Origin of the sequence: Mesorhizobium sp. M1163 (assembly GCF_040318415.1) — a bacterium.
Classification (GTDB): domain Bacteria; phylum Pseudomonadota; class Alphaproteobacteria; order Rhizobiales; family Rhizobiaceae; genus Mesorhizobium.
This window is the reverse complement of record NZ_JAMYMF010000039.1, coordinates 31,351-55,277: the sequence shown is the minus strand read 5'-3', so window position 1 is coordinate 55,277 and position 23,927 is coordinate 31,351. Positions and strand designations below refer to the sequence as shown.

The window sequence follows — 23,927 nt, the reverse complement described above, 5'->3', positions numbered from 1 at the left end:
TGAAAGAAACCGGCCATCATTGCCACTACCGGTTACCGCCGAGCGCCGAGGCAAGGCGCACAAGCGAGAGGAACTCGGACCGGTACCCAAACGGGTCGGCTCCTCTGGCGGCGGTGGCAATCTCCATGATCTTGTCGTAGCCGAACTTCGCGGTCGCATCCTCGTCGCGCAGCTTCTGGCCGAAGGCAGCGACGGCAACGGAGAAACGCTGGTCGGTGCTGGCCTGGTCGAACGACGCCACCTCGTTGGCTGACGTCACCGGCGTGGTGATCAGCTTCGAAGTGTCCTCGTTCGGCAGCTTGTAGCGGATTTTGACGAAGGCATATTCGTCGGCATTGGCGACACCGCCATTGTTCACCGAGGCCTGGCCATAGCGCAGCTGATCGATCTGTTCGCCGCCGCTGCCCTTAGGCGTGATCTCGTAGATCGCGGTGACCGAATGGCCTGAGCCGATCTCGCCGGCGTCGACGCGGTCGTTGTTGAAATCCTCGCGGTTCAAGGCGCGGGTCTCGTAGCCGATCAGCCGGTATTCCGAGACCTTGTTCGGGTTGAACTCGACCTGGATCTTCACGTCCTTGGCAATGGTGAACAGTGTCGAGGAGGCATCCTCGACCAGCACCTTCTCGGCCTCCGCCAAAGTGTCGATATAGGCGGCGGTGCCGTTGCCGTTCTGGGCGATGGTCTGCATCATCTGGTCGTTCAGGTTGCCGCGGCCGAAGCCGAACACCGACAGGAACACGCCTGTCTTGCGCTCCTTTTCGATCAGCCGCTTCAGGTCGTCGTCGTCGGTCTGGCCGACATTGAAATCACCATCGGTGGCGAGCATCACCCGGTTGATACCGTCCTTGACGAAGGATTTCTGCGCCAGCCTGTAGGCTTCCTTGATGCCCGCCTCGCCTGCCGTCGAGCCGCCGGATGTCAGGTTGTCGATGGCAGCGAGGATCTTGTCCTTTTCCGAAGCCTTGGTGGGCTCCAGCACGGTACCGGCATCGCCCGCATAGGTGACGATCGAGACGGTATCGTCGGGTCTCAGCTTGTTGACCAGCAGCCGAAAGGCCGACTGCAGGAGCGGCAGCTTGTCCTGCTCGTTCATCGAGCCCGACACATCGATCAGAAAGACCAGATTGGCCTTGGGCTGCTCGGCCGGCTTCACGTCGAAACCCTTGATGGCGACATGCATCAGCCTGGTGTGCTCGTTCCACGGAGTCGGCATGACGCTGACGGTCGAGTTGAACGGCGTCGAGGCGGAGTCCGGGCCTTTCCAGTCATAGGGGAAGTAGTTGACCATCTCCTCGACGCGCACCGTATCGGCCTGCGGGATAAAACCTTCCTTCAGCGAGCGCCGGACGAAGGAATAGGAAGCGGTGTCGACATCGATAGAGAACGTCGAGACCGGGTCTTCGAGTGCGGCATGCACCGGATTGGTCTTGAAATCCTCGACCCGGTCACGGTTTTCCTCTCGCGGCAGCATCTGGTCGGCCGGCGCAGCGGCAGGCTGCTGTGCCATCAGCTTGGACTCGGCAACCGTGCCAGGCATGCGTCCGACCCGCGCGCCACCATCGACTGCCGGAGCCACGGAGTTTGCACCGCCATCCAGCGCAAACTCGCCGCTCTGCGCCGGTTCGGGTGCATTGCGGGTGAGCACATCCTGCTGCGTCAACCCGCCGACCGCGGTCGATTCCGCTTTCGGCGGCGATGTCGGCGCCACAAGCGCCTCGCCGACGTCGCGGCTTTCGCTGTCGGCGTCCGCCTTCTTCTGCTTATCTGCTTCGGCAACAACCGGCGGTTTGACGGTCGCCGGCTTGTCAGCCAGCGTTTCGGTGATCTTATCGTCGCCGCCGAATTCGGGCCCGCCGAATTTGGATTCCCCAAGCATATAGATGGTGGCGTATCCGGCGATCGGCAGGGCAACGAGCCCGGCAATGGCCGGCGTGGCGAAGAGTTTCTTTTGCATGATTTCGCTCCAGAGCCTTTGTGCTCGCTCTGTGAGACGAAGCCCGCCTGCCGATCCTTGGGCGGCCGGTAAAGTTTTTTCTTCCATGTCATAGGCGCGCAGCGCGGCCTGGAGGGCACGCGCCTTTGCATCCGCGTCAGGCGCCGGTGCTGCGATATCGCGCAGCCTGTTCAGTTGCTTGTCGTCGACCATGGTCACACTTCCCCGGCTGAACGCATCAGCGTCTTCAACCGTTTCTTCGCCTCATGGATGTGCCAGGAAACCGTCGTCTCCGAGATCGCCATCGCCTCGGCGGCGGCTGCGTGGCTCAGCCCTTCGCCATAGACCAGCAGCACCGCGTCGCGCTGCTTGTCCGGCAGCTTGCGCACCGCTGCCCAGAGCGCCTCGACCGGGTCTTCCGCCTCGGACGAGGTTTCCCCCGAAATCAGCGCATAGGCGCCATAGGCCTCGGTCTTGGCCGTATCGCGGGCGGTCTTGCGCATCATGTCGCGCGCCGCATTCAGCGTCATGGTGTAGAGCCACGTCGTGAAGGCACCGCTGCCGTGATAGTCGCGGATCGCGCGGCCGAGCCGGACGCAGACTTCCTGGGCGATATCCTCGGCGTCGGCCTTTTTTCCACACCAGCGATAGGCGGCGCCATAGACGAAACCATAGTGCCTTTCGAGCAACTTGCCGAAAGCACCCCGGTCTCCGCCCTTCGCCCGTCCGATCAATTCGGCGTCGGAGGCTTCGCTTTCGTCCAGCATCATCGCCATCATTTGCCTGTTGGACGAAGGCTAATGGCGATTCCTTGGGTGATGGGAAGAATTTTTTGGCGGGCAGTCACGTCGTAATGGTTGGCGCGCCTTGGCCGAGCGTCTCCGCAAACAGCATCGTCAGCCGCTTCCAGTGGCGTTCGGCGCCGGCTGCATCGAAGGCACTATGTGGAGCCGCCACGTTCACAAATGCGTATCGGGGTTGCTTTACGCTGGCTTTGTGCACAATTTCGCCGACTGCCTGCCATGCTATGGCGGCCTGAAGTGAACGGCGCGCTTCAATTTGCCAAGGGACGGAGCTCATATGGGGCTGACGGCATTCCTTGCTTTTTTCGCGGGTGTTTTTGGCGCCAATGGCGTCCCACATTTCGTGAGTGGGATAACCAAGGGTTCCTACCCGTGCGTCTTCGGTAACTCCGCCGTGCCCAATCTGATAGCCGGCTGGGCGAGCTTCGTGGTGGCAACCCTCTTCGCGTACGGGGCCAACTTCGCACAGTATCCCATCGTCTCGTTGGTCTCTGGTGCCATCGGGGTGCTGCTGATGGGTCTCTTTCACGCGGCGGGGCTGGCTTTCGGCCAAAAATCCTGAGATCGGAACGGTCGACGTCTTTGCGTGCAGCGGGGTCTTGTCTGGCTAGCGCGCGAATGCTGCCATGTGAAAGGCCTGAACCTCGGCCGGATAGCGATAATCGATGCCGTAAGGACAGGCGTTGCGATCAAGGCAGCCGCCGGTCCGGCAAGGTCCGCCGTTTTGCCCACGCACATGCGCCAGACAGGTTTCATGCACAAAACCATCCGCAGAATAAGCCGCGACCGGACAGGATTTCAGGCAAGGTTTTTCCAAACATGTGTCGCAAAGGTGAATCACGTCGCGACGTTCGTGGAGCGCAATCTCGTTCTCGAACAACAGCGCGCCGCGATAGGCATGCCAGAGCCCGTATTGCGGATGCATGAGGATGCCGAGCGGCGACGGCTTCAGCCCCTCCGCCTGCATCGCCCATTGCTGGAACGGCAGATAAGGCCTGTCGGACGGTGACACCGCGCGTGCCCCGAATTTTTCGGCCACAGCGCCGATCACTCCGCGCGACCATCTGTCGAGCGGATCGTCGATCGGCTGTGACTGTTTCTCCAACCAGCGCAGGAAGTGCGGCCAAGGTGCGGCGCCTGCCTGCCCCACCAGCAGGACGGATCTGGCGGCGGCGCCGGAGAGACCGGAAGGTGTCCCCTCACCGCCCGCAAAATTGAAGCCGCCGCGCAGGATGAGGCCGTGGGCGGAAAGCGCGGCCGCGATGGTTTCGACCATGCCGCGCTCGAGAATCATCCCTTCTTGTCCGGGTCGGAGAAGGCGCTCCGCCAGACTTCCTTGTGGATGATGTTGGCGACTTTAGCCCCGCCTGATTCGGGCTCCTTTCAGGTGAAGGCGTCGGCCATCGACGCCTTCTTCCTGGCGATGAAGTCCTTCAGCCCGTCGTCGATGCCCTGGTCGAGATAAGGCGCCTCGTAGCTCTCCAGCCAGCGGCGGGCGAGCTCGTTGGCGCGCTGCGGCGCGGTTTTTTCGCCTTCGGCCAGCCACTGCTCGTAGGAATTGTTATCGGCGATGTTGGAGCGGTAGAACGCGGTCTGGAAATTGGCCTGGGTGTGATCGCAGCCGAGGTAATGGCTGCCCGGACCCACCTGGCGGATGGCATCCATCGCCTGACCGTTTTCCGACAGGTCGACACCCTCGGAGAACTTCTGCGTCATGCCGAGTTGGTCGATATCCATCATGAACTTTTCGTAGCAGGAGGCGAGCCCGCCCTCGAGCCAGCCGGCCGAATGCAGCACGAAATTGGTGCCGGCGAGGATCGTCGAATTCAGCGTGTTGGCGCTCTCATAGGCCGCCTGCGCATCGGGGATTTTCGAAGCACAAAGCGAGCCGCCGGTGCGGAACGGCAGCCCGAGCCTGCGAGCAAGCTGGGCGGCGCCATAGGAGACCAGCGACGGCTCCGGCGTGCCGAAGGTCGGCGCGCCCGACTGCATCGAGATCGACGAGGCGAAGGTGCCGAACAGTACCGGCGCACCCGGCCGGATCAGCTGTGTGAACGACGCCCCGGCCAGAACCTCGGCCAAAACCTGGGTCAGTGTGCCGGCGACCGTCACCGGGCTCATCGCGCCGGCAAGGATGAACGGCGTGACGATGCACGCCTGGTTATGGCGCGAGTAAACTTTCAGCGCTCCCAGCATGGTCTCGTCGAAGACCATCGGCGAGTTGGCGTTGATCAGGCTGGTCAACACCGTGTTGTTCTCGACGAAATCGTCACCAAACACGATCTTGGCCATCGCCACCGTATCTTCGGCGCGCTCGGGCGCGGTCACCGAGCCCATGAACGGCTTGTCCGAATATTTGATATGGCTGTAGACCATGTCGAGATGGCGCTTGTTGACCGGCACGTCGACCGGCTCGCAAACCGTGCCGCCCGAATGGTGGATCGATGGCGCCATATAGGCAAGTTTTACGAAATTCCGGAAATCCTCGATCGTCGCGTAGCGCCTGACGCCGTCGAGATCGCGCACGAAGGGCGGTCCATAGACCGGCGCGAACACGGTCGCGTTGCCGCCGATCTGCACCGAGCGCTCGCCGTTGCGGGCGTGCTGGGTATAGACGGACGGAGCGGTCTTCAACAGCGAGCGGCAGAGGCCCTTGGGGAAATGCACCCGCTCGCCCTTGACGTCGGCGCCCGCCTCTTTCCAAAGCTGCAGTGCCTCGGCGTCGTCGCGGAAGATGATGCCGATCTCTTCCAGCACCGTGTCGGTGTTCTTTTCGATCAGCGCCAGGCCTTCCTCGTCCAGCACTTCATAGACGTTGATCTTGCGCTTGATATAGGTGAGCTGTGTACCGGGGCCGCCGCCCGAACGTGCAGCCCGGCGCGCTGCGGCGCCACCGCTGGCAGCGCGCCCGCGCCGTGCGTTTGACGCTTCCTGATCGACCGGCGCGTTCTCACTCATAATCGTTCTTCCCTGGCTTTCGTTCTGGCCTGATTTGCTTTGGCCGGGCTCTTGTTCCGGCCTGAAATCCATTTGCAGCCGCATATTGCGGTCTCTGGCCGGATCGTAGCCATGCACCTTATTCGAAACGGCCCGCCAGCGCCAACGCCTGTCGCAAAATCGACAAGAATTCCAAGAGATTTACGGTCGCTTTCGTTTTGCGGGAAGTCGCAAATCAGCTATGGACAACCGGCCCGCGCGGGTTAGGTAATGGCGCGATATTTTTAAGCTGCCGCGATAGTTGTAGCCGGCAAGGAGCCTGAGAAAAAATGGCCGACGACGAGATCATCCTTTCGGAACTCTCCGACGACGAGTTGGTGCAGCAGATGCACGACGACCTTTATGATGGGTTGAAGGAAGAAATCGAGGAAGGCACCAACATCCTTCTCGAGCGCGGCTGGGCGCCTTACAAGGTGCTGACCGAGGCTCTGGTCGAAGGCATGCGCATCGTCGGCGAGGATTTTCGCGACGGCATTCTGTTCGTTCCGGAAGTGCTGCTGTCGGCCAACGCGATGAAGGCCGGCATGTTCATCCTGCGTCCGTTGCTTGTCGCCACCGGCGCGCCGAAGCAGGGCAAGATGGTGATCGGCACCGTTAAGGGCGACATCCACGACATCGGCAAGAACCTCGTCGGCATGATGATGGAAGGCGCCGGCTTCGATGTCATCGACCTCGGCATCAACAATGCGGTCGAAAAATATCTCGATGCCATCGAAAAGCATCAGCCCGACATCATCGGCATGTCGGCCCTGCTGACGACGACCATGCCTTACATGAAGGTCGTCATCGATACGATGAAGGAAAAAGGCATTCGCGATGATTATGTCGTGCTGGTCGGCGGCGCGCCGCTCAACGAGGAATTCGGCAAAGCCGTCGGCGCCGACGCCTATTGCCGCGACGCCGCGGTGGCGGTCGAGACCGCCAAGGACTTCATGAAGCGCAAGCACAACGTCCGCGCTTCGGCCTGAGTCAATAAATTCGGCACCGACGAGAAAAGCCGCGCCTTGCAGTGCGGCTTTTTTATTCCCAAATGTTTGAAATCGTGCAGATCAGGGTTTCTTGACGGTATCGTCAACCGCCTTCGCAGTGGATTTGATATCCTTACCGACGCCGCGCACCGTGTTGGCGCAGGCCGAAACAGCCAGGGCGCAGGCGAGAATAGCGATTGGCGCAACGCGGAACAATTTCATGATTGGTGTCTCCCTCAGAATATAAATTCGCTGGACAGCAACGAAGATGGATTAGACTGGTTCCATGACTACCGCGCGAAAACAACAATCCGATAAAGGCGACAGGCTGCTCGTCATCGCCTGCGGGATGATTGCGCGCGAAGTTCTGGCGGTCAAGGAGCAGCTCGGGCTCGACCATCTCGACCTGACCTGCCTCCCGGCGGAGTTCCATTTCTATCCGGACCGCATTGCGCCGGCCATGGACAAGGCAATCGCCAAGGCCAGGGCTGACGGCTACAAACACATCTTCGTCGGCTATGCCGATTGCGGCACGGGTGGCCTGCTCGACCGGATCTGCGAGAAGCATGGCGTCGAGCGCATGGCCGGGCCGCATTGCTTTGCCTTCTACCAAGGCATGGATGCCTATGCGAAGGTTGCCGATGACGACATGATGTCGTTCTACATGACCGATTTCCTCTGCCGGCAATTCGATGCCTTCTTCATGAAGCCGCTCGGCCTCGACAAGCACCCGGAGCTGATCAAGGACTATTTCGGCAATTACGAGAAGCTGATCTACATCGCCCAGACCGACGACCCGGAACTCGACAAGGTCGCCGAAAAGGCGGCGAAAATGCTCGGCCTTGCTTACGAGCGCCGCTCGACCGGCTACGGCGACCTGACGAAGGAACTAGCTGGGGCCTCAGCCCTGGCCTGACACTTTAGGCACCGTTTTCTTCAGCTTCGAGCCGAGCGAGCACATCGGCAAAGCTCGTCTTGCAGACGAAATCCAGCCGGTCCCTCGCCCGGGACGCATCGTAGACCCGGTTGATCGACGAAAACATCGTCCAGCCTTTCTTCAAGTAGAGTGCCGGATAATCCGGAAAATAGCGCGCGACGATCGACGGTGCGTCGGCGATCAATGCCGCGCAATCGTCGGGCTGGAAAGGTGTCGGTGCCGAGATGATGAAGGTGTCGAAGCCCAATTGCGGCGCTTTCTCCAAGGCAGCGATGTGGGCGTCGGCAGCATCCTCCACCGTCAGCCGGCGAAACAACAGCTCATTGGCCTTGGTGTTGGCGTCCGACTGTTCGATCACATGCGCCATATCGTCTGCTTCGGGAAAGAAGCGGGCGGTGCGCAGTACGATCACCGGCAGGCCGAACTGGATATGGTAGAGCCGACAAAGATGTTCCGCCGCAAGCTTTGTCACGCCGTAGATGTTGCGCGGTTCAGGCGACATGTCTTCCGTTAGCCAAGCCGCCCTGCCGGGCAAGCCGGCGCGGATGGCCTGGGTAATCATCAGCGATGTCGTCGACGTGAAGATGAAGCGCTGAACGCCGAAAGTTGCCGCCGCATCGAGCAGGTTGAGCGTGCCGCGCACATTCGTCTCGACGAAATCCTCGTTGCGATGATGTTCGATGTCAGGCTTGTGCAGCGCGCCACTATGGATGATGGCCTCGATGCGGTTCTCCTCGACCGCCCTGATGACCAGGTCGCGATCGGCGACTGAGCCGACGATTCGCGTTTCCGAGGATGGGACGGGATCGAGGCCAGTGACGTCATGGCCGAGAGTCCGCAGGCGTGGCGCCAAGGCCCTGCCCAGCCAACCCGACGATCCCGTCAGCAAGATCCGCATTCTTTCCACCTCGTTTCTGCTGTCGATTTCAAGCAAGGATGACAGAGCGCGGCGAAACATTAAGGTATGCGCCAGACAAGAAAACAGGCTGCTCCAGTCATCAAAAGGGAAAACGCCACCAATGATCGCTCGCCTTATGTTTGCCGTAGCAGCTGTCCTCTGCTTGACGTTGCCCGCGTTCGCCGATGGCGAAGTGCAGAAGCTGATCACCGCTGCCGACAAGGCGCGCCTCGACAAATATGGCGAGACGCGCAAGGCAGCGCTTGACGAGGCGAAGGCCGGCGATCCCGCCGAGGTCAAGCAGCTCGACGCCTTGCTGGCAAAGCCGCTGGTTTCCTTCTCCGACAAGGACCTGACCGGCAATTGGCAATGCCGCACCATCAAGGCCGGCGGATTGAGCCCGCTCGTCATTTATGGCTGGTTCAAATGCAAGGTGAGCGACGACGGTTCCGGCTGGAGACTGGAAAAGATCACCGGTTCGCAGCGCACCAAGGGCCGCTTCTTCGACGATGGCGAGAAACGCGCGATCTATCTAGGTTCCTTCTACGTCAACGACGATCCGGCAAAGTCCTACGGCAGCGGCCCGGAAAGCGATCAGGTCGGCTATGCCTTCCGCCACAGCGCCAGCGAATGGCGCATCGAGTTCCCGGCGCCCCACTACGAATCGAAGCTCGACATCCTCGAATTCAAGCGCTGAGCCCGCCCCCGATCACCAAGGGTTAACCCGGTCAACCTAGCATTCGCGCACAAAGAACAGCTCTTTGCGGGGGTCGCGAAGCATGGCACGGTCGAAAACAAACCAACGGCCGATCGTCGTCGTCACCGAAGGCGGCCCGCATATCTGGGCGATCGTCAACGCCATCGCCGACCACCTCGCGCCTGTCAGCGTCATCCTCGAAACCCCTGAATCCAAAAGGCAATTGCTTCTCGGGCGGGCGCGGCGGCAAGGCTGGACCTCGGCCATCGGTCAACTCGGCACGATGATGCTGACCCGGCTCGGCAAGCGCTTCTTCGCCGGCCACGCAGCACGGCTCGCCGCCGAGCAAAAGCTGCAAACCGAACCGAAGCCTGGGCAAAAGATCGTCCAGGTCTCGTCGGCCAACGCGCCGGAGTGCCTGCAGGCGATCGAGAAAATCCAGCCGGGTGTCGTGCTGCTCGCCGGCTGCCGCTTGCTGTCGCGGCAGACGCTGGCGAAAATCCCTTGCCCGGTCCTCAACTACCATGCCGGCATCGCCCCGAAATATCGTGGCATGAACGGCGGCTATTGGGCGCTGGCTTCAGGCGATGCGGAAAACTTCGGCACCACCGTGCATCTGGTCGACGCCGGCGTCGACACTGGCGGGGTGTTGCGGCAGGCACGCGGCAAACCCCAACCTAGCGACACTATTTCAAGCTACGCGTTGCGGCAGGCGGCATTCTCGCGCGACATCTGCGTCGAGGCGGTCAGGGATGCGCTGGCCGGCAAGCTCGGCACGGTCGATCCCGGTCTGCCTTCGAGACAATGGTATCATCCGACGGTCTGGTTCTATCTCTGGACCGGGATAAGAAACGGCGTCTGGTGACACGCGCGCCGATTTACCCGACAGCCACCCGCCGCTAACATTGCATCATGAGCGACATCGACCACCGCACCATCATTGCCGGCCTTTCGGTTGAGGAACGTCGCGACCTCACCGCCCGGGTCGACGGGCCAGGCATTGTCCGGCTGGCCGTCCATGGCGGGCTGGTTGTCGTGCTGGGCGCACTGATCGCCGCCCGCATCCCGTTCTGGCCGCTTCTCGTCTTGCCGCAGGGGATCCTGATCGTCTTCTTCTTCACGCTGTTGCACGAGACCATCCATGAAACGGCGTTCAGAACGGCGTGGCTCAATCGCGCTGTTGCCGCCGTGGCCGGCTTCTTGATCCTGCTGCCGCCCGCATGGTTCCGCTATTTCCATTTCGCCCATCACCGCCACACCCACGACCCGGACAACGACCCCGAACTGATGGCCCCGAAGCCGGAGACCATCGGCCAATATCTGCGCTATCTGTCCGGCGGCCCCTATTGGATAGGCATGGCTCGTGTGTTCGCAACCAATGCGGCGGGCCGCAACCGCGACGGCTTTGTGCCGGAAAAGGGCCGCGGCAAGGTGGTTATTGAAGCGCGGCTGTTCCTGATCGGCTATGCGGTGTTGCTGGCCGGATCGCTCGCCGCACAGTCGGCGCTGCTGTTGTGGGTCTGGATCGTGCCGGTGCTGGTCGGACAGCCGTTTTTGCGGGCCTACCTGCTGGCCGAGCATGCATTGTGCCCGCATGTCGCCAACATGTTCGAGAACACTCGCACCACCTTCACCTCAAGGCTGGTGCGCTTCGTGGCTTGGAACATGCCGTACCATTCCGAGCACCATTCCTATCCGGCCGTTCCCTTCCATCGCCTGCCGCGCTTCCATGCGATCATCGCGGAGCATTTACGCACGACCGAACGAGGTTACATGCGCTTCCACAGGAAACTGGTCGGCAGCTTCGATGGCCGCGCCGGCTGACCAGTGCTGGAAGAGACTCCGCTTTCGGCCGCGACCGTCGATTGCGTCGCTTTTGAAGGCCCCCGCGTCGTCCCATAACAAGCAGCCCAACAGCGCTTCCGGCAATGCTCGAAACCACTGCATCGGCCAAAAGGATCGGAATCGATCTTCGGAGGGCACGATGCAGCGGAGTTAGATGGTAGAGCATCGTTTGTGTGTTCGATTGGACGCGCGGCGCTCTCCAGGAGCAGGAATTCATGGCCGATCTGATCGTCGTCTACTGGCGCGACATCCCCGCCCAGGTCATCGTCAAGAGGGGCCGGCAGAACGCCAAGCGCGAACTGCCGCTGCGCTTCACCGAGGCGATCGACATGTGCGCCATGCGCACCGGCGCCGGCGGCACCGACGACTACCTTGCCGAATGGCGCAAGGCAGAGCCCATCCCAGTCAGTGACGATCTTGAAGTCGAGGCCGAGAAGGCTCTTCAGGAGCTCGATGCGAAATACGACCGTGAGCGGTTGGTCGCTCTGGTCAAGGCGGGCGGCAAAGAAAATGTCTGATCCCCAATCAATGCCGGCGACGACGGCTCAAGCCGGCGTGACCCAGGCGACAATCGTCAAGAAGGCGGCGCCGAAATCCGACTACAAGCCGGCTGACGTGTCGCCGCAGCGGCGCGTGCAGCGCTCGTTTGCGGTGCGGCTTTGGTCGGTGCGGCATTCGCGGCTGCTCGAATGGCTCTACGCCAAATTCGCCGACATGTTCCTGACTCTCCACCCGCTATGGAAGGGCATCGGCTACAGCCGTGTCGAAGGGCCGGTGAAATTCGTCGAGAAGCGCGTCAAGGGCTTCATGTTCGACTGCCGCATGTGCGGTCAGTGCATTCTTTCCTCGACCGGCATGTCGTGCCCGATGAACTGCCCTAAGCAATTGCGCAACGGCCCTTGCGGCGGTGTGCGCGCCAACGGCAATTGCGAGGTCGAGCCTGATATGCCTTGCGTCTGGGTCAAGGCATGGGAAGGCTCGCAGAACATGGTGCATCGCGACAAGATTTTGGACGTGCAGAGGCCGGTGGATCAGTCCTTGCGCGAAACCTCCGCCTGGCTGCGGGTGACCGCGCAGGCCGCGGCCGCCCGCAATGCGGCCCAGAATACTACGAACACCGGAGCGTCGGCATGATCGGCCGTCAGCCAGACGAGAATCCGGCCGGCATCCATTTGCCGCTCGATCCCCTGCCCGGCCACACCTCGCGCGGCCGGCTTGAGCGGGTTCTGCGGCGCGGCGAGTTCGCAGTGACGACCGAGCTCAATCCGCCCGACAGCGCCGATCCGGAAGACGTCTATAACCGCGCCAGGATTTTCGACGGCTGGGTCGACGCGATCAATGCCGTCGACGCTTCCGGGGCCAACTGCCACATGTCGTCGGTCGGTATTTGCGCGCTGCTGACCCGCATGGGTTATGCCCCGATCATGCAAATCGCCTGCCGCGACCGGAACCGCATCGCCATCCAGGGCGACGTGCTGGGGGGTGCCGCGATGGGTGTTGCCAACATGCTGTGCCTGACTGGCGACGGCGTGCAGGCTGGCGACCAGCCCGGCGCTAAGCCGGTGTTCGATCTCGACTGCATGTCGCTGCTCGAAACCTGCCGCATCATGCGCGATAACGGCAAATTCCTGTCCGGCCGCAAACTCACCACGCCGCCGCAGCTTTTCCTTGGCGCGGCCATCAACCCGTTCGCGCCGCCGATCGATTTCCGGCCGTATCGGCTGGGCAAGAAGATCGCCGCCGGCGCGCAGTTCGTGCAGAGCCAGTACTGCTTCGACGTACCGATGTTCCGCACCTACATGCAGAAGGTCCGCGACCTCGGCTATACCGAGAAATGCTTCATCCTGTGCGGAGTCGGGCCGCTGGCCTCGGCCAAGACGGCCAGATGGGTCCGCTCCAACGTGCCGGGCATTCACATTCCCGATCAGATCGTCAAGCGCCTGGAAGGCGCTCAGGATCAGAAGAAGGAAGGCAAGCAGCTCTGCATCGACATCATCAATGAGGTGAAGGAAATTCCAGGTGTGTCCGGCGTCCATGTGATGGCCTATCGCCAGGAAGAGTATGTCGCCGAGATCGTCGACGAGTCCGGCGTGCTGAAGGGCCGCCGGCCGTGGAAGCGCGAAATCCGCCGCGACGACCAGCTCGTTGCCGACCGGCTCGACCACATACTGCATGACGACCTCACCGAAACCCAGGTCGACATGGTCAAGACCGCGCATTGACAGCGCGAATCGTCAGCATTCGCTTGATCAGAAACAGATAACGATATAAAGAACTCTTTATATCACGATGGAGAGATTTCATGACCCGGACCATCGTCGCCTCGGCGACACGAGAAATCATCATCGGCTTCGATCAGCCCTTCTGCGTGATCGGCGAGCGCATCAACCCGACCGGCCGCAAAAAGCTGGCCGCCGAAATGATCGCGGGCAATTTTGAGACCGTCATCAGGGATGCGCTGGAACAGGCCGCCTGCGGCGCAACCATGCTCGACGTCAATGCCGGCGTCACCTCGGTCAACCCGAACGAGACCGAACCCGGCCTGCTGGTGCAGACCTTGGAGATCGTGCAGGGCCTGGTCGACCTGCCGCTGTCGATCGACTCCTCGGTGACCGCGGCGATCGAAGCGGCGCTGAAAGTCGCCAAGGGCCGACCGCTGGTCAACTCCGTCACTGGCGAGGAGGAAAAGCTCGAGGCCATCCTGCCTCTGGTCAAGAAATACAACGTTCCGGTCGTCGCCATTTCCAACGACGAGACCGGTATTTCGATGGACCCCGACGTGCGCTTTGCCGTCGCCAAGAAGATCGTTCAGCGCTGCGCAGACTTCGGTATTCCGGCGCATGACGTGGTCGTCGACCCGCTGGTCATGCCGATCGGCGCGTTGGGCGATGCCGGCCGCCAGGTGTTTGCACTGCTACGCCGCCTGCGCGAGGAGCTCAAGGTCAACACCACCTGCGGCCTCTCTAACATCTCGTTCGGCCTGCCGCACCGTCATGGCATCAACGCCGCCTTCATTCCGATGGTGGTCGGCGCCGGCATGACCTCGGCGATCATGAACCCGGTGCGGCCGCAGGAAATGGAAGCGGTGCGTGGCGCCAATGTGCTGAACGGCACCGATGAGAACTGCACCAACTGGATCAGGACCTACAAGGATTACAAGCCTGCCGAAGGCGGCCAGGCCGTTGCCGCCCGGACGCAGGTCAACGCGCCGGGCGATGGCAATGGCAATGGCGGACGCAGGCGCGGCGGACGCGAAGCGCGGATGGCCCGGGGTTGAGCCATGGCTTGGCCGACACGATATGGGGCCTAGGACTGGGGAGGAACCGAAACACAGCGGCGTCGCTGCCGTGGCCAAGACCTGAGCAGCATAGAAAGTAAAGTCTGGAACGTATGAACTCTCCCGCCAACATCACCGATCCGCTCGTGCTGTTCATGCCGTCTGGCAAGCGCGGGCGGTTTCCGGTCGGCACGCCGGTGCTGGATGCCGCGCGCCAGCTCGGTGTCTATGTCGAGAGCGTGTGCGGCGGGCGTGCCACTTGCGGGCGTTGCCAGATCGAGGTGCAGGAAGGCAATTTCGCCAAGCACAAGATCGTTTCCTCCAACGACCACATCTCGCCCAAGGGCGCAAAGGAAGAGCGCTACGAGCGCGTTCGTGGGCTGCCCGAACGCCGCCGCCTGTCCTGCTCGGCGCAGATTCTCGGCGATCTCGTCGTCGACGTGCCGCAGGACACCGTCATCAACGCGCAAACCATCCGCAAAGACGCCGACACCAGGGTCATCGCCCGCGATGCGGCAATCCGCATGTGCTATGTCGAGATCGAAGAACCCGACATGCACAAGCCGCTCGGCGACCTCGACCGCCTGAAAATCGCGCTGATGAAGGATTGGGGCCTCAAGAGCCTCGATTTCGATTTCCATCTGTTGCCGCAGGTGCAAGGCATTTTGCGCAAAGGCAACTGGGCCGCGACCGCCGCCATCCACAAGGACACCGACAGCGAGACCGCACGGGTCATCGCCTTGTGGCCAGGCCTCAAGAACGAGGCGTACGGGCTTGCCTGCGATATCGGCTCGACCACGATCGCCATGCATCTGGTATCGTTGCTATCGGGCCGCGTCGCCGCCTCGTCGGGTACATCCAATCCGCAGATCCGCTTCGGCGAGGATCTGATGAGCCGCGTCTCTTACGTGATGATGAACCCGGACGGCCGCGAAGGCATGACAGTCGCCGTGCGCGAGGCCATTTCGGGCCTCGTCGACAAGGTCTGCGCCGAAGGCAGCGTCCAGCGCAACGACATACTGGATTCCGTTTTCGTCGGTAATCCGATCATGCACCATCTGTTCCTCGGCATCGATCCGACCGAGCTCGGCGGCGCTCCCTTCGCGCTAGCGATCTCCGGCGCCGTCCACATCAAGGCATCGGATATCGGCCTGAAGCTCAACCAGGGCGCCAGGCTTTATATGCTGCCTTGCATTGCCGGCCATGTCGGCGCCGATGCGGCGGCGGTGACGCTGTCGGAGGGGCCGCACCGCCAGGACGAAATGATGCTGATCGTCGATGTCGGCACTAATGCCGAGATCGTGCTCGGCAATCGCCAGCGGGTCGTGGCGGCATCCTCGCCGACCGGCCCGGCCTTTGAGGGCGCGGAAATCTCCGGCGGCCAGCGCGCCGCACCGGGTGCCATCGAGCGCGTCCGTATCGATCCCGAAACGCTGGAGCCCAAATATCGCGTCATCGGCTCGGAACTCTGGTCCGACGAGCCGGGCTTCCTCGACAGCGTGCAGGCGACCGGCGTCACCGGCATCTGCGGCTCCGGCATCATCGAGGTGGTCGCCGAGATGTATCTCGCCGGCGTCATCTCCGAGGACGGTGTCGTCGACGGATCGCTGAGCGCCCGCTCGCCGCGCGTCGTCGCCAACGGCCGCACCTTCTCCTATGTGCTGAAGGAAGGCGGGCCCAAGATCACCATCACCCAGACCGACGTGCGCGCTATCCAGCTTGCCAAGGCCGCCCTTTATGCCGGCACCAAGCTTTTGATGGAAAAGCAGCACACTGATCATGTCGACCGCATCCACTTCGCCGGCGCATTCGGCTCGTTCATCGACCCGAAATACGCAATGGTGCTGGGCCTGATCCCGGATTGCGACCTCGACAAGGTCTCGGCCGTTGGCAATGCGGCCGGCGCCGGTGCCCGCATGGCGCTGTTGAACCGCGGCTATCGCCGCGAGATCGAGGAAACCGTCAGCAGGATCGAGAAGATTGAGACGGCCCTGGAGCCGAAATTCCAGGAGCATTTCGTCTACGCCATGGCGCTGCCGAACAAGATCGACCCGTTCCCCAAGCTTTCGGCGGCGGTCAAACTGCCGCCGCGCAAGACGGTGAGCGAAGACGGCATTGCCGGCGACGCCGCCCCGCGGCGGCGTTCGCGCGAAGGCCACGCCGCGCGGCGCGGGCGGGGATGACTCGCCCCCGCTAGGCCTGTCATACCTTCCATTTTCATTTGTATGCAAATGTTTCCAGATCGCGCCGATCTGGAAACGAAATCGCGTTTTCGTGAAATCCGCCAGATACATAGGCGGTGCATTTAACCGGCATCGAACGGCAGGCAGAACCAGTTTCCGGCCACCGCAACGCTCCAAAGGAGATCAAGATGTCGATGTTCGAAAGCCTCGGCCGCTATGGTGCGGCCTTCAAGAAAGCACGCGAAGCGCGCAAGTCGCTGCGCATCCTGAACAGCCTGCCGCCTGAGATCCAGAAGGACATTGGCTGGCCGGTGTCGCCGCGATCGAGCAAAAAGCAGCTTTCGGTCGGCTGGGGCATGCAGCGCGGATGAAATTCACCGACAAATGCAAGCTGTTCGGTATTCGCCGGGGCCGCAATGCGGCTCCGGCTGCACCCAGCAATTGGCTGCGCGCCGCATTACTGCCCCGGCGTTGAGCTGCGCCGCTGGGCCAGGGACTCCATAGGCCGGACGCTTTGTCGCCGGCCGGGATCAAACCACCGTGTTGAGATCGCATAAATCTTGACTTTTTTGGTGGCGACACAATCTTCGAAATAGTCGGGGGTTCTCTTAGTCGGCTCAGCCGAAGTCCGTGTATCTGTATGCCCAGCCTCAAAAGCCACGTCGTGTCGTTCGTCCTCAGGTACAGCCGCAAGAAGGCGTTTTCCAGCCCGGAGAACCTGCAGCGCTGGATCGCCTATGCGCGCAAGACTGAAAACCATCAGCCGCCTGCGTCGCTGCAGTCGCGCCTGGAGATCACAACCCGCACGATCAGCGGCTTCCCCGTCTACGAGATCGCGCCCAAGGCTGGCGAGCGGAGGCGGATTCTCTACCTGCACGGCGGCGCTTACGTCTTTGAAATCACACCCTATCATTGGCGGCTGATCGCGGACATGGCCGACCGTCTCGGGTTCGGCATCACTGTGCCGATCTATCCCATTGCTCCCGAACACGATTTCCACGCCATGTTCGGCATGGTCGGCGCCGTCTACCGCCAGATGTTCGGCGAAACCGGGGCGAATGACATCATCTTCATGGGCGATTCCGCCGGCGGAAACATGGCCGTCGTGCTGACCATGATGGCTGCGCAAGACGGCCTGCCCTTGCCATCACGCCACGTGCTGATTTCGCCCGGCCTCGACGTGTCGCTCGCCAACCCAGAAATGTATGAGGCTGAACGCAACGATCCGTGGCTGGGCATTGCTGGCGGCCGCGAGGCGATCCGGCTTTACAGCGCCGGTATAGATCCCACCGACTGGCGCATCAGCCCGGTTTACGGCGACCTGTCGGTGCTGCCCAAAACGTTGCTGCTGACCGGTTCACGCGATCTGCTCACCCCCGACAATCTGATCTTCGCTGAAAAGGCACGCGCGGCCGGCGTCGAAATTGAGGTCGTCCACGAGCAAGGCATGTTCCATGTCTGGCCGTTGATCGACATGCCGGAGGCGCGACGCGCGCGGGACAGTATAGTGGCCTTCTTGACCAACGAAACTGACAGTTATCATGCCACGGCAGGCGTGTTGTCGCTGCAGAGGACAGACCGCGACGGAACCCCTCGCGATCTGGTTGCGCCGCTCAGGTCGTAGTTTGGGTCAGAACTTCCCAGTTTCCCTGAACATCTCAAACGTCGCGCGGATATGGTCGGCGACTGCCTTCACCGGCGCGCTGGCGTCTGGCGTCACCACCATGGCGAGATTGTAGGTGCCGATGTCAGGCATGCCGTCCTTCGGGCACAACTCGACCATGTCACTGCCGAGGAATGATTTCGGCAGCGGCGCGACTGCAAGATCCGCCATGATCGCGGCGCGCTGGCCGGCCGTGTGTGCGCTCATATAGGCGATGCGGTAGTTGCGGCCCTCGCGGCCAAGCGCCTCCAATGCCCCTGCCCGCCAGGCACAGCCCTCTTCCCACAATGAGACCGGCAGCGGCTCGCGCAGATGCGCGCAACCGCCCTTGGCACCGGCCCAGACGATCGGCTCTGTGAGCAGCACTTCGGCTCCGATCGCGCTGGTCTTGTAGGAGTTGGTGAGCAGCGTGATGTCGAGCGCCCGGTCGTCCATGCGCCGGCGCAAATTGACGCTCTGGTCGATGGTGACGTCGACTGCGATCGATGGATGCGATTGTGCGAACCGCTTCAGCACATGCGGCAGCACACGTTCGCCGTAATCGTCCGGCGAGCCGAGCCGCACCACCCCGACAATGTCTGGAATGATGAACTTCGACACCACCTCGCGATTGATCGACAGCAGCCGGCGCGCATAGCCGAGCAGCATCTCGCCATCGGTGGTCAGCGTCACCGAACGGGCGTCGCGCGCGAACACCGAGCGGCCGAGAATGTCCTCCAGCTTCTTGATCTGCATGGAGACGGCCGACGGCGTGCGGAAGACCGCATTGGCCGCAGTGGTGAAACTGCCGGTCTCGGCGATTGCGACGAAAGTGCGCAGAACATCGAGATCGAGCAGCGGCAGTGGATGATTGAGTGGGGCGTTCATGGGAAGCGACCTTCAATTTTTCTGATGCAAACCATCATTCCATTTCGTTTGATTGAACATCAGTTTGGGAGGATAGTCAACTCCATCGAAGGCAAGACACGTAGAAGTGGTCCCGAAACAACCATGACACGGACCTGCAATCGACACGAAATGAAGCTGAAACAAACCCGGTGTACCGCCTGACGCTGCAAGCGCCGGGACAATCCCGGCCCAACGCGAAGGAGAATGAGATGTCTATCCTGTCATCCATCGGTCGGATCGCGACCGAGTTCAGCGAGGCCCGTGCCCGCTACCAGACGGAACGCGCCATCCGCGCGCTGCCGATTGAACTGCAGAAGGATATCGGCTGGCCCGAAGCTGCCGATGCCAAGACCGGCAATCGCCATGGTGTGGGATCTTAGGCCGGAGCAAAGTAACCGTGTGTATCGACAGCTGAAGGCCTGCCGCGCAGATCAGCCCGGCAGGCCTTTCTGTTTGTATTCAAATGATTTCCCCGAGCCATGTCGCCATCGCATGCCGCATATGAGCAAGTCGCATAGCAGCCCGCGCCGGCAGTCAACACGTTGTAAATAATTGCAAATCCTGGGCAGAATGCCCAAATTTGTCGCATTCCGTGTCGCTTTTCATATCAAGTGCTTCGCTTTTGCGATTTAGTTTCCCCTCACCTAAGCCTATATCATCATCAACAAACGAGCTGCCCCACTCCATCAAGCGAAGGCGACCCGTCTGAGCAACCGAATGGAGATGATCATGAAGCTTTTTGCCCGCCTCTTTGCCCGCCGCGAAATGAACCTGACGACCGCGCTCGAGCGCCAGCGCCTGGCCAACACCATGCCTGGCCAGACCGGTGCCATGGCCGCCGCGCGCCTCGGCTTTGTCGCCTGAGACAGCAAATCTTGGCAGAAGCAGCCTAGCGCTGCTTCGAAGTCGATCCAGCGCCGCTTCGGCTTTGCCGAGGCGGCGTTTTCGTGTGCGCAGGCCGCGTCGGCTCGTTTGGACAATCCGGCGGCACGCTGTGCCCTTCGCCGCATAGCGATTGCCCATTTGCGACCCATGTCGCAAATAAAGTTTTTCCGTTGCCATCTAGCCAATTGACAGGAAACGTTTTTCCTGATGTCGCTATGCTGATCGCGACATCCTGTTCGCGCCATTGCAGCGTGAGGATCTACCCGTGAACGTCGTAAAGCACCCGATCCGGCGATCGTTTGTATTCTTCCTGGTCCCCGATTTCACCATGATCGCCTTCGCGACGGCGCTTGATCCGTTGCGTTCGGCCAACCGCATGCTCGGCTATGAAGCCTATCGCTGGCGGCTCGCCAGCATAGACGGCAAGCCGGTGCGCGCCTCGAATGGCGTCGAATGCGCCGTCAACACCTCGCTGGAGGAAGAGCGCAAGAAAATGTCCGGACCGGATCGGCCGAACATGGCCATCGTCTGCAGCGGCATCAATGTCGAGCGCTACCAGAACAAATCGGCCTTTGCCTGGTTGCGCGAGGAGTACAATCGCGGCGTTGCCGTCGGCGGCCTGTGCACCGGCGCGCATATCCTGGCCGCCGCCGGCCTGCTGTCCAACAAGCGCTGCGCCATCCATTGGGAGAACCTGCCGGGCTTTTCCGAGGCGTTCCCCAAGGCCAATGTCTTCGCCGACCTCTTCGAGATCGACCAGAACATCTACACCTGCGCCGGCGGCACCGCCGCGCTTGACATGATGCTGAAGCTGATCGGCGACGATTTCGACGAGAGCCTCGTCAACCGCGTCTGCGAGCAGGTGCTGACCGATCGCGTGCGCAGCCCGACCGACCGCCAGCGCCTGCCGCTGCGCGCCCGTCTCGGCGTGCAGAATTCCAAGGTTCTGACCATTATCGAGCTGATGGAGGCCAATCTCTCTGAGCCGCTCTCGCTGATCGAGATCGCCGACCATGTCGACCTGTCACGACGGCAGATCGAGCGCCTGTTCCGCACCGAGATGGGGCGCTCCCCTGCCCGTTACTATCTGGAAATCCGCCTCGACCGCGCCCGGCACCTGCTGATCCAGTCGTCGTTGCCGGTGGTCGAAGTGGCAGTCGCCTGCGGCTTTGTTTCCGCCTCGCATTTCTCCAAATGCTATCGCGAACTCTATGCCCGCTCGCCGCAACAAGAACGCGTCGACCGCAAGCAGCTTCTGGCGGCTTGATCCGAGTCATCAGCTGAAGAAAGTCCACCGAGTTAATGCGCTTCGGCCGTGCGCATCGCCTCGACGCGGATGTCTTCCGTCAGCCGCGCCTTCAGTGCCGAAAACTCCGGGCTGGTCTTCAGCGTATAGTGGCGCGGATGCGGCAGGTCGACGGCAACATCCGACTTGATGCGGCCGGGCCGCGCCGTCATCACCACCACGCGCGACGCCATGAAGATCGCCTCCTCGATGTCGTGGGTGACGAACAGCACCGTCTTTTGCCGGCGCTCCCAGATGCCGAGAAGCAGTTCCTGCATCAGCCCGCGGGTCTGGTTGTCGAGTGCGCCGAACGGCTCGTCGAGCAGCAGGATCTCCGGATCGTTGGCCAGTGCCCGGGCAATCGCCGTGCGTTGCTGCATGCCGCCGGAAAGCTGCTTCGGCCAATGGTTCTCAAAACCTCTCAGCCCGACGAGATCGACATAGGACGCGACGATGGCGCTGCGCTCGCGGTCGGCCATTCCGCGTTCGCGCAGGCCGAAGGCGATGTTCTCGGCGACCGTCAGCCACGGAAACAGCGTATAGGACTGAAAAACCATGCCACGATCTGGACCCGGCCGGTCCACCACCCTGCCGTCGAGCAACACGCGGCCCTCACTCGGCACTTCGAGGCCGGCGACGATCCTCAGCAGCGTCGACTTTCCGCAGCCGGACGGCCCGAGGATGGTGATGAAGTCGTTGGCGGCGACCGCCAGATCGATCGGCATCAGCGCCTGGACCGGTTGCCCGCCGCCGACACCGGCAAACGTGCGCGAGACGCCTTCGATAAGAAGCTTGCTCACGCCAGGCTCCATGGAAACAGCCAGCGGTTGAGCGCCTTGAAGGCGAAATCGGACAACAGCCCAATCAGGCCGATGACGATGATGCCGAAGATGATCTGCCCCGTCGCCAGCCGCGATTGGCTGTTGATGATCATGTAACCGATGCCCGACGACGAGCCGATCAGCTCGGCGACGATGACATAGGTCCAGGCCCAGCCGAGCACCAGGCGCAGGGTCTCGGCAATCTCCGGCGCATTGGCCGGCATGATCACGCGCCGCACGATGCCGTTGTCGGACGAGCCCAGCGTGTAGGCCGCCTCGACCAGGTCGCGCCGTGTGCCGCCGACCTTGACCGCGATGATCAGAATGATCTGGAACACCGAGCCGACGAAGATCACCAGCAGTTTTTCGAGTTCGCCGACGCCCGCCCACAGGATGAGCAGCGGGATGAAGGCCGATGCCGGCAGATAGCGGGCGAAGGAGACGAACGGCTCCAGGAACGCTTCCACCGGCTTCCAGGCCCCCATCACGATGCCGAGCGGCACGGCCACGATGGCCGCCATCAGAAACCCGCCGAAGACGCGCCAGATGGTGATGAGGATGTCGAGCCAGAAGCGGTCCTCGACCAGCAGCCGCCAGCCGTCTCTCAGCATCGAAAGCGGATCGGCAAGGAAGATGCGATTGACGTGGCCGCCAAGCGTGATCCACGCCCAGAACACCACGAACAGCACGAAGAACGAGATGCCGAGCACGGTTCGAATGCCGGGCGAGACCGGATGCAAGGGGCGCGGCATCGTCAACCGTCCTTTGATCTGAATGAAAAAGCGGCGGCGCAGGGCACCGCCGCCGGGCGACAATCCTGCCGGTCAGTCGGCGACGGCGCTGGTGTCGGCCAATGTCGAGACGTCGGGCGCTTCCTTGATCAGGCCCATCTGCAGCAGAAGCTCGCCGGCGGTCTTGGAAAAGTCCTGGAACTCCTTGGTGAAGAACTGCTTGTTTTCAGCCTTGTCGGCCCATTTCAGGTATTTGGCCGACTCTTCGAACTCCCTGGCCGACTGCTTCACGTCGGCGCCCATCGTCTCATAGGATTTCGCCGGATCGCTCTTGATCAGGTCGAGCGCCTCGAAATAGCTGTCGGCAAGCGCCTTGGCCGCATCCGGATTGGCCTTGAGGAACTCCGGCGTGCAGCCGACGGTGTCGAGCACCATCGGATAGTCGAGAGTGGTCACGAGGATATGCCCCTGCTCGGATTTTTCGCGCACCGCCGAGATGAACGGCTCATAGGTGACTGCCGCATCGTTCTGTCCGGCAAGAAACGCCTGCGCCGCGGCATCCGGCTCCAGATTGACGACCGTCACGTCCTTGGTCGACATGCCATTCTTGTTGAGCACCCAGGCCAGCATGAAATAGGGCGACGTGCCCGGCGCCGAAGACGCGACCGACTTACCCTTGAGATCGGCAACGGTCTTGATGTCGTTGCGGGCGACGATGCCGTCGGCGCCGTAGGATTTGTCGAGCTGGAATATCTGCTTGGTCGTCACGCCGTTGGCGTTCCAGACCAGCCAGGTCTCGACCGTGGTGGCGGCGCATTGCAAGTCGCCGCTGGCGATGGCGAGCGGCCGGCTGGCTTGCGGCACCTTCTTCAAGGTGACGTCGAGGCCATGCTTTTCGAAGATGCCGGCCTGCTTGGCGAGCGTCAGCGGCGCAAAGCCCGTCCATCCGCTGATGCCGATGCTGACCGATGTGGCGGCCATCGCCGGCGCGCACAACCCAGCGACAAGCGTCAAGCCTGTGGCAAGAATTCCGATCCTGTTCATGTCGGTTCCCCTTTTTTGTTCGGATCGGAATTGTGTCACAGACGCCCGCAGGCTTGTCAATGAAGCCGATGC

At 61.8% G+C, this 23,927-nt stretch carries 26 protein-coding genes; 16 read left to right on the top strand and 10 right to left on the bottom strand.

The window, feature by feature from the left end:
• Positions 1 to 25: 25 nt before the first annotated feature.
• Together NKH43_RS29315 and NKH43_RS29310 are read right to left on the bottom strand one after the other, a co-directional pair.
• Entirely contained in the window at positions 26 to 2,146 is a 2,121-nt protein-coding gene (locus tag NKH43_RS29315; RefSeq protein ID WP_352861068.1) for a vWA domain-containing protein, read from the bottom strand.
• A 2-nt stretch (positions 2,147 to 2,148) separates the two neighbouring features.
• Positions 2,149 to 2,709 (bottom strand): RNA polymerase sigma factor, encoded by a 561-nt coding sequence (locus tag NKH43_RS29310; RefSeq protein WP_352861066.1) that lies wholly within the window; start codon positions 2,707 to 2,709, stop codon positions 2,149 to 2,151.
• Positions 2,710 to 3,013: 304 nt separating this feature from the next.
• Here NKH43_RS29310 and NKH43_RS29305 point away from each other — a divergent pair, with 304 nt between their 5' ends.
• The gene (locus tag NKH43_RS29305; RefSeq protein ID WP_352861064.1) at positions 3,014 to 3,298 is read left to right on the top strand and encodes a hypothetical protein; all 285 of its coding nucleotides are present in this window, start codon (positions 3,014 to 3,016) and stop codon (positions 3,296 to 3,298) included.
• Between the two features lie 45 nt (positions 3,299 to 3,343).
• On the opposite strand, the gene NKH43_RS29300 is transcribed toward NKH43_RS29305, so the two are convergent.
• Together NKH43_RS29300 and NKH43_RS29295 are read right to left on the bottom strand one after the other, a co-directional pair.
• Entirely contained in the window at positions 3,344 to 4,030 is a 687-nt protein-coding gene (locus tag NKH43_RS29300; RefSeq protein WP_352590155.1) for a hypothetical protein, read from the bottom strand.
• An 89-nt stretch (positions 4,031 to 4,119) separates the two neighbouring features.
• Complete coding sequence (locus tag NKH43_RS29295; RefSeq protein WP_023719938.1) at positions 4,120 to 5,694, bottom strand: trimethylamine methyltransferase family protein; 1,575 nt, start codon at positions 5,692 to 5,694, stop codon at positions 4,120 to 4,122.
• 308 nt (positions 5,695 to 6,002) lie between these two features.
• On the opposite strand from NKH43_RS29295, the gene NKH43_RS29290 reads away from it, so the two are divergent.
• Positions 6,003 to 6,701 carry a cobalamin B12-binding domain-containing protein gene (locus NKH43_RS29290; RefSeq protein ID WP_023676506.1) on the top strand — a complete coding sequence of 233 codons (699 nt, stop codon included), beginning with the start codon at positions 6,003 to 6,005 and terminating at the stop codon, positions 6,699 to 6,701.
• Between the two features lie 81 nt (positions 6,702 to 6,782).
• Here NKH43_RS29290 and NKH43_RS29285 read toward each other — a convergent pair whose 3' ends face one another.
• Positions 6,783 to 6,923, bottom strand: a complete 141-nt coding sequence (locus NKH43_RS29285) for an entericidin A/B family lipoprotein (RefSeq protein WP_023676507.1) — start codon at positions 6,921 to 6,923, stop codon at positions 6,783 to 6,785.
• Positions 6,924 to 6,987: 64 nt separating this feature from the next.
• Here NKH43_RS29285 and NKH43_RS29280 point away from each other — a divergent pair, with 64 nt between their 5' ends.
• The gene (locus tag NKH43_RS29280) at positions 6,988 to 7,617 is read left to right on the top strand and encodes a DUF1638 domain-containing protein (protein WP_352861063.1); all 630 of its coding nucleotides are present in this window, start codon (positions 6,988 to 6,990) and stop codon (positions 7,615 to 7,617) included.
• Between the two features lie 4 nt (positions 7,618 to 7,621).
• On the opposite strand, the gene NKH43_RS29275 is transcribed toward NKH43_RS29280, so the two are convergent.
• Complete coding sequence (locus NKH43_RS29275; protein WP_352861061.1) at positions 7,622 to 8,536, bottom strand: NAD-dependent epimerase/dehydratase family protein; 915 nt, start codon at positions 8,534 to 8,536, stop codon at positions 7,622 to 7,624.
• A 121-nt stretch (positions 8,537 to 8,657) separates the two neighbouring features.
• On the opposite strand from NKH43_RS29275, the gene NKH43_RS29270 reads away from it, so the two are divergent.
• The 10 genes from NKH43_RS29270 (at position 8,658) to NKH43_RS29225 (ending at position 18,162) form a co-directional block, all read left to right on the top strand.
• Positions 8,658 to 9,233: a DUF4893 domain-containing protein gene (locus tag NKH43_RS29270; protein ID WP_352861060.1), complete on the top strand. Its 576-nt coding sequence runs from the start codon at positions 8,658 to 8,660 to the stop codon at positions 9,231 to 9,233.
• Positions 9,234 to 9,315: 82 nt separating this feature from the next.
• Positions 9,316 to 10,098, top strand: a complete 783-nt coding sequence (locus tag NKH43_RS29265; RefSeq protein ID WP_023719934.1) for a formyl transferase — start codon at positions 9,316 to 9,318, stop codon at positions 10,096 to 10,098.
• A 47-nt stretch (positions 10,099 to 10,145) separates the two neighbouring features.
• Positions 10,146 to 11,057, top strand: a complete 912-nt coding sequence (locus NKH43_RS29260) for a fatty acid desaturase family protein (RefSeq protein WP_352861059.1) — start codon at positions 10,146 to 10,148, stop codon at positions 11,055 to 11,057.
• Positions 11,058 to 11,293: 236 nt separating this feature from the next.
• A complete protein-coding gene (locus NKH43_RS29255) occupies positions 11,294 to 11,596 on the top strand; it encodes a virulence factor (protein WP_352861057.1) in 303 nt (100 codons plus the stop codon).
• Positions 11,589 to 12,212 carry a methylenetetrahydrofolate reductase C-terminal domain-containing protein gene (locus NKH43_RS29250; protein ID WP_352861055.1) on the top strand — a complete coding sequence of 208 codons (624 nt, stop codon included), beginning with the start codon at positions 11,589 to 11,591 and terminating at the stop codon, positions 12,210 to 12,212. Before NKH43_RS29255 ends, NKH43_RS29250 begins: the two co-directional genes overlap by 8 nt.
• A complete protein-coding gene (locus NKH43_RS29245; RefSeq protein WP_023719930.1) occupies positions 12,209 to 13,300 on the top strand; it encodes a methylenetetrahydrofolate reductase in 1,092 nt (363 codons plus the stop codon). The genes NKH43_RS29250 and NKH43_RS29245 overlap by 4 nt, the downstream gene beginning before the upstream one ends.
• 80 nt (positions 13,301 to 13,380) lie before the next feature.
• Entirely contained in the window at positions 13,381 to 14,355 is a 975-nt protein-coding gene (locus tag NKH43_RS29240) for a methyltetrahydrofolate cobalamin methyltransferase (protein WP_352861054.1), read from the top strand.
• Between the two features lie 113 nt (positions 14,356 to 14,468).
• Positions 14,469 to 16,538, top strand: a complete 2,070-nt coding sequence (locus tag NKH43_RS29235; RefSeq protein WP_352861052.1) for an ASKHA domain-containing protein — start codon at positions 14,469 to 14,471, stop codon at positions 16,536 to 16,538.
• Positions 16,539 to 16,726: 188 nt separating this feature from the next.
• Entirely contained in the window at positions 16,727 to 16,909 is a 183-nt protein-coding gene (locus tag NKH43_RS29230) for a hypothetical protein (RefSeq protein ID WP_023719927.1), read from the top strand.
• A gap of 269 nt (positions 16,910 to 17,178) precedes the next feature.
• Complete coding sequence (locus NKH43_RS29225) at positions 17,179 to 18,162, top strand: alpha/beta hydrolase (RefSeq protein WP_023719926.1); 984 nt, start codon at positions 17,179 to 17,181, stop codon at positions 18,160 to 18,162.
• A gap of 6 nt (positions 18,163 to 18,168) precedes the next feature.
• Here NKH43_RS29225 and NKH43_RS29220 read toward each other — a convergent pair whose 3' ends face one another.
• Entirely contained in the window at positions 18,169 to 19,068 is a 900-nt protein-coding gene (locus NKH43_RS29220; RefSeq protein ID WP_023676521.1) for a LysR substrate-binding domain-containing protein, read from the bottom strand.
• Between the two features lie 230 nt (positions 19,069 to 19,298).
• Between NKH43_RS29220 and NKH43_RS29215 the strand changes: the two genes are divergently transcribed.
• From NKH43_RS29215 to NKH43_RS29205, 3 genes are all read left to right on the top strand, one after another.
• A complete protein-coding gene (locus NKH43_RS29215; protein ID WP_352861050.1) occupies positions 19,299 to 19,469 on the top strand; it encodes a hypothetical protein in 171 nt (56 codons plus the stop codon).
• Positions 19,470 to 19,818: 349 nt separating this feature from the next.
• The gene (locus tag NKH43_RS29210; RefSeq protein WP_013894968.1) at positions 19,819 to 19,953 is read left to right on the top strand and encodes a hypothetical protein; all 135 of its coding nucleotides are present in this window, start codon (positions 19,819 to 19,821) and stop codon (positions 19,951 to 19,953) included.
• 349 nt (positions 19,954 to 20,302) lie between these two features.
• Positions 20,303 to 21,241, top strand: a complete 939-nt coding sequence (locus tag NKH43_RS29205) for a GlxA family transcriptional regulator (RefSeq protein WP_302895626.1) — start codon at positions 20,303 to 20,305, stop codon at positions 21,239 to 21,241.
• A gap of 32 nt (positions 21,242 to 21,273) precedes the next feature.
• On the opposite strand, the gene NKH43_RS29200 is transcribed toward NKH43_RS29205, so the two are convergent.
• The 3 genes from NKH43_RS29200 to NKH43_RS29190 all read right to left on the bottom strand — a co-directional run bounded on the left by NKH43_RS29200 (position 21,274) and on the right by NKH43_RS29190 (position 23,855).
• A complete protein-coding gene (locus tag NKH43_RS29200; RefSeq protein WP_352861048.1) occupies positions 21,274 to 22,059 on the bottom strand; it encodes an ABC transporter ATP-binding protein in 786 nt (261 codons plus the stop codon).
• On the bottom strand, positions 22,056 to 22,832 hold the full coding sequence (locus NKH43_RS29195) for an ABC transporter permease (protein ID WP_352861046.1): 777 nt from the start codon (positions 22,830 to 22,832) through the stop codon (positions 22,056 to 22,058). The genes NKH43_RS29200 and NKH43_RS29195 overlap by 4 nt, the downstream gene beginning before the upstream one ends.
• A gap of 72 nt (positions 22,833 to 22,904) precedes the next feature.
• Positions 22,905 to 23,855, bottom strand: coding sequence for an ABC transporter substrate-binding protein (locus NKH43_RS29190; protein WP_352861044.1), 951 nt, complete (start codon positions 23,853 to 23,855; stop codon positions 22,905 to 22,907).
• Positions 23,856 to 23,927: the final 72 nt, after the last annotated feature.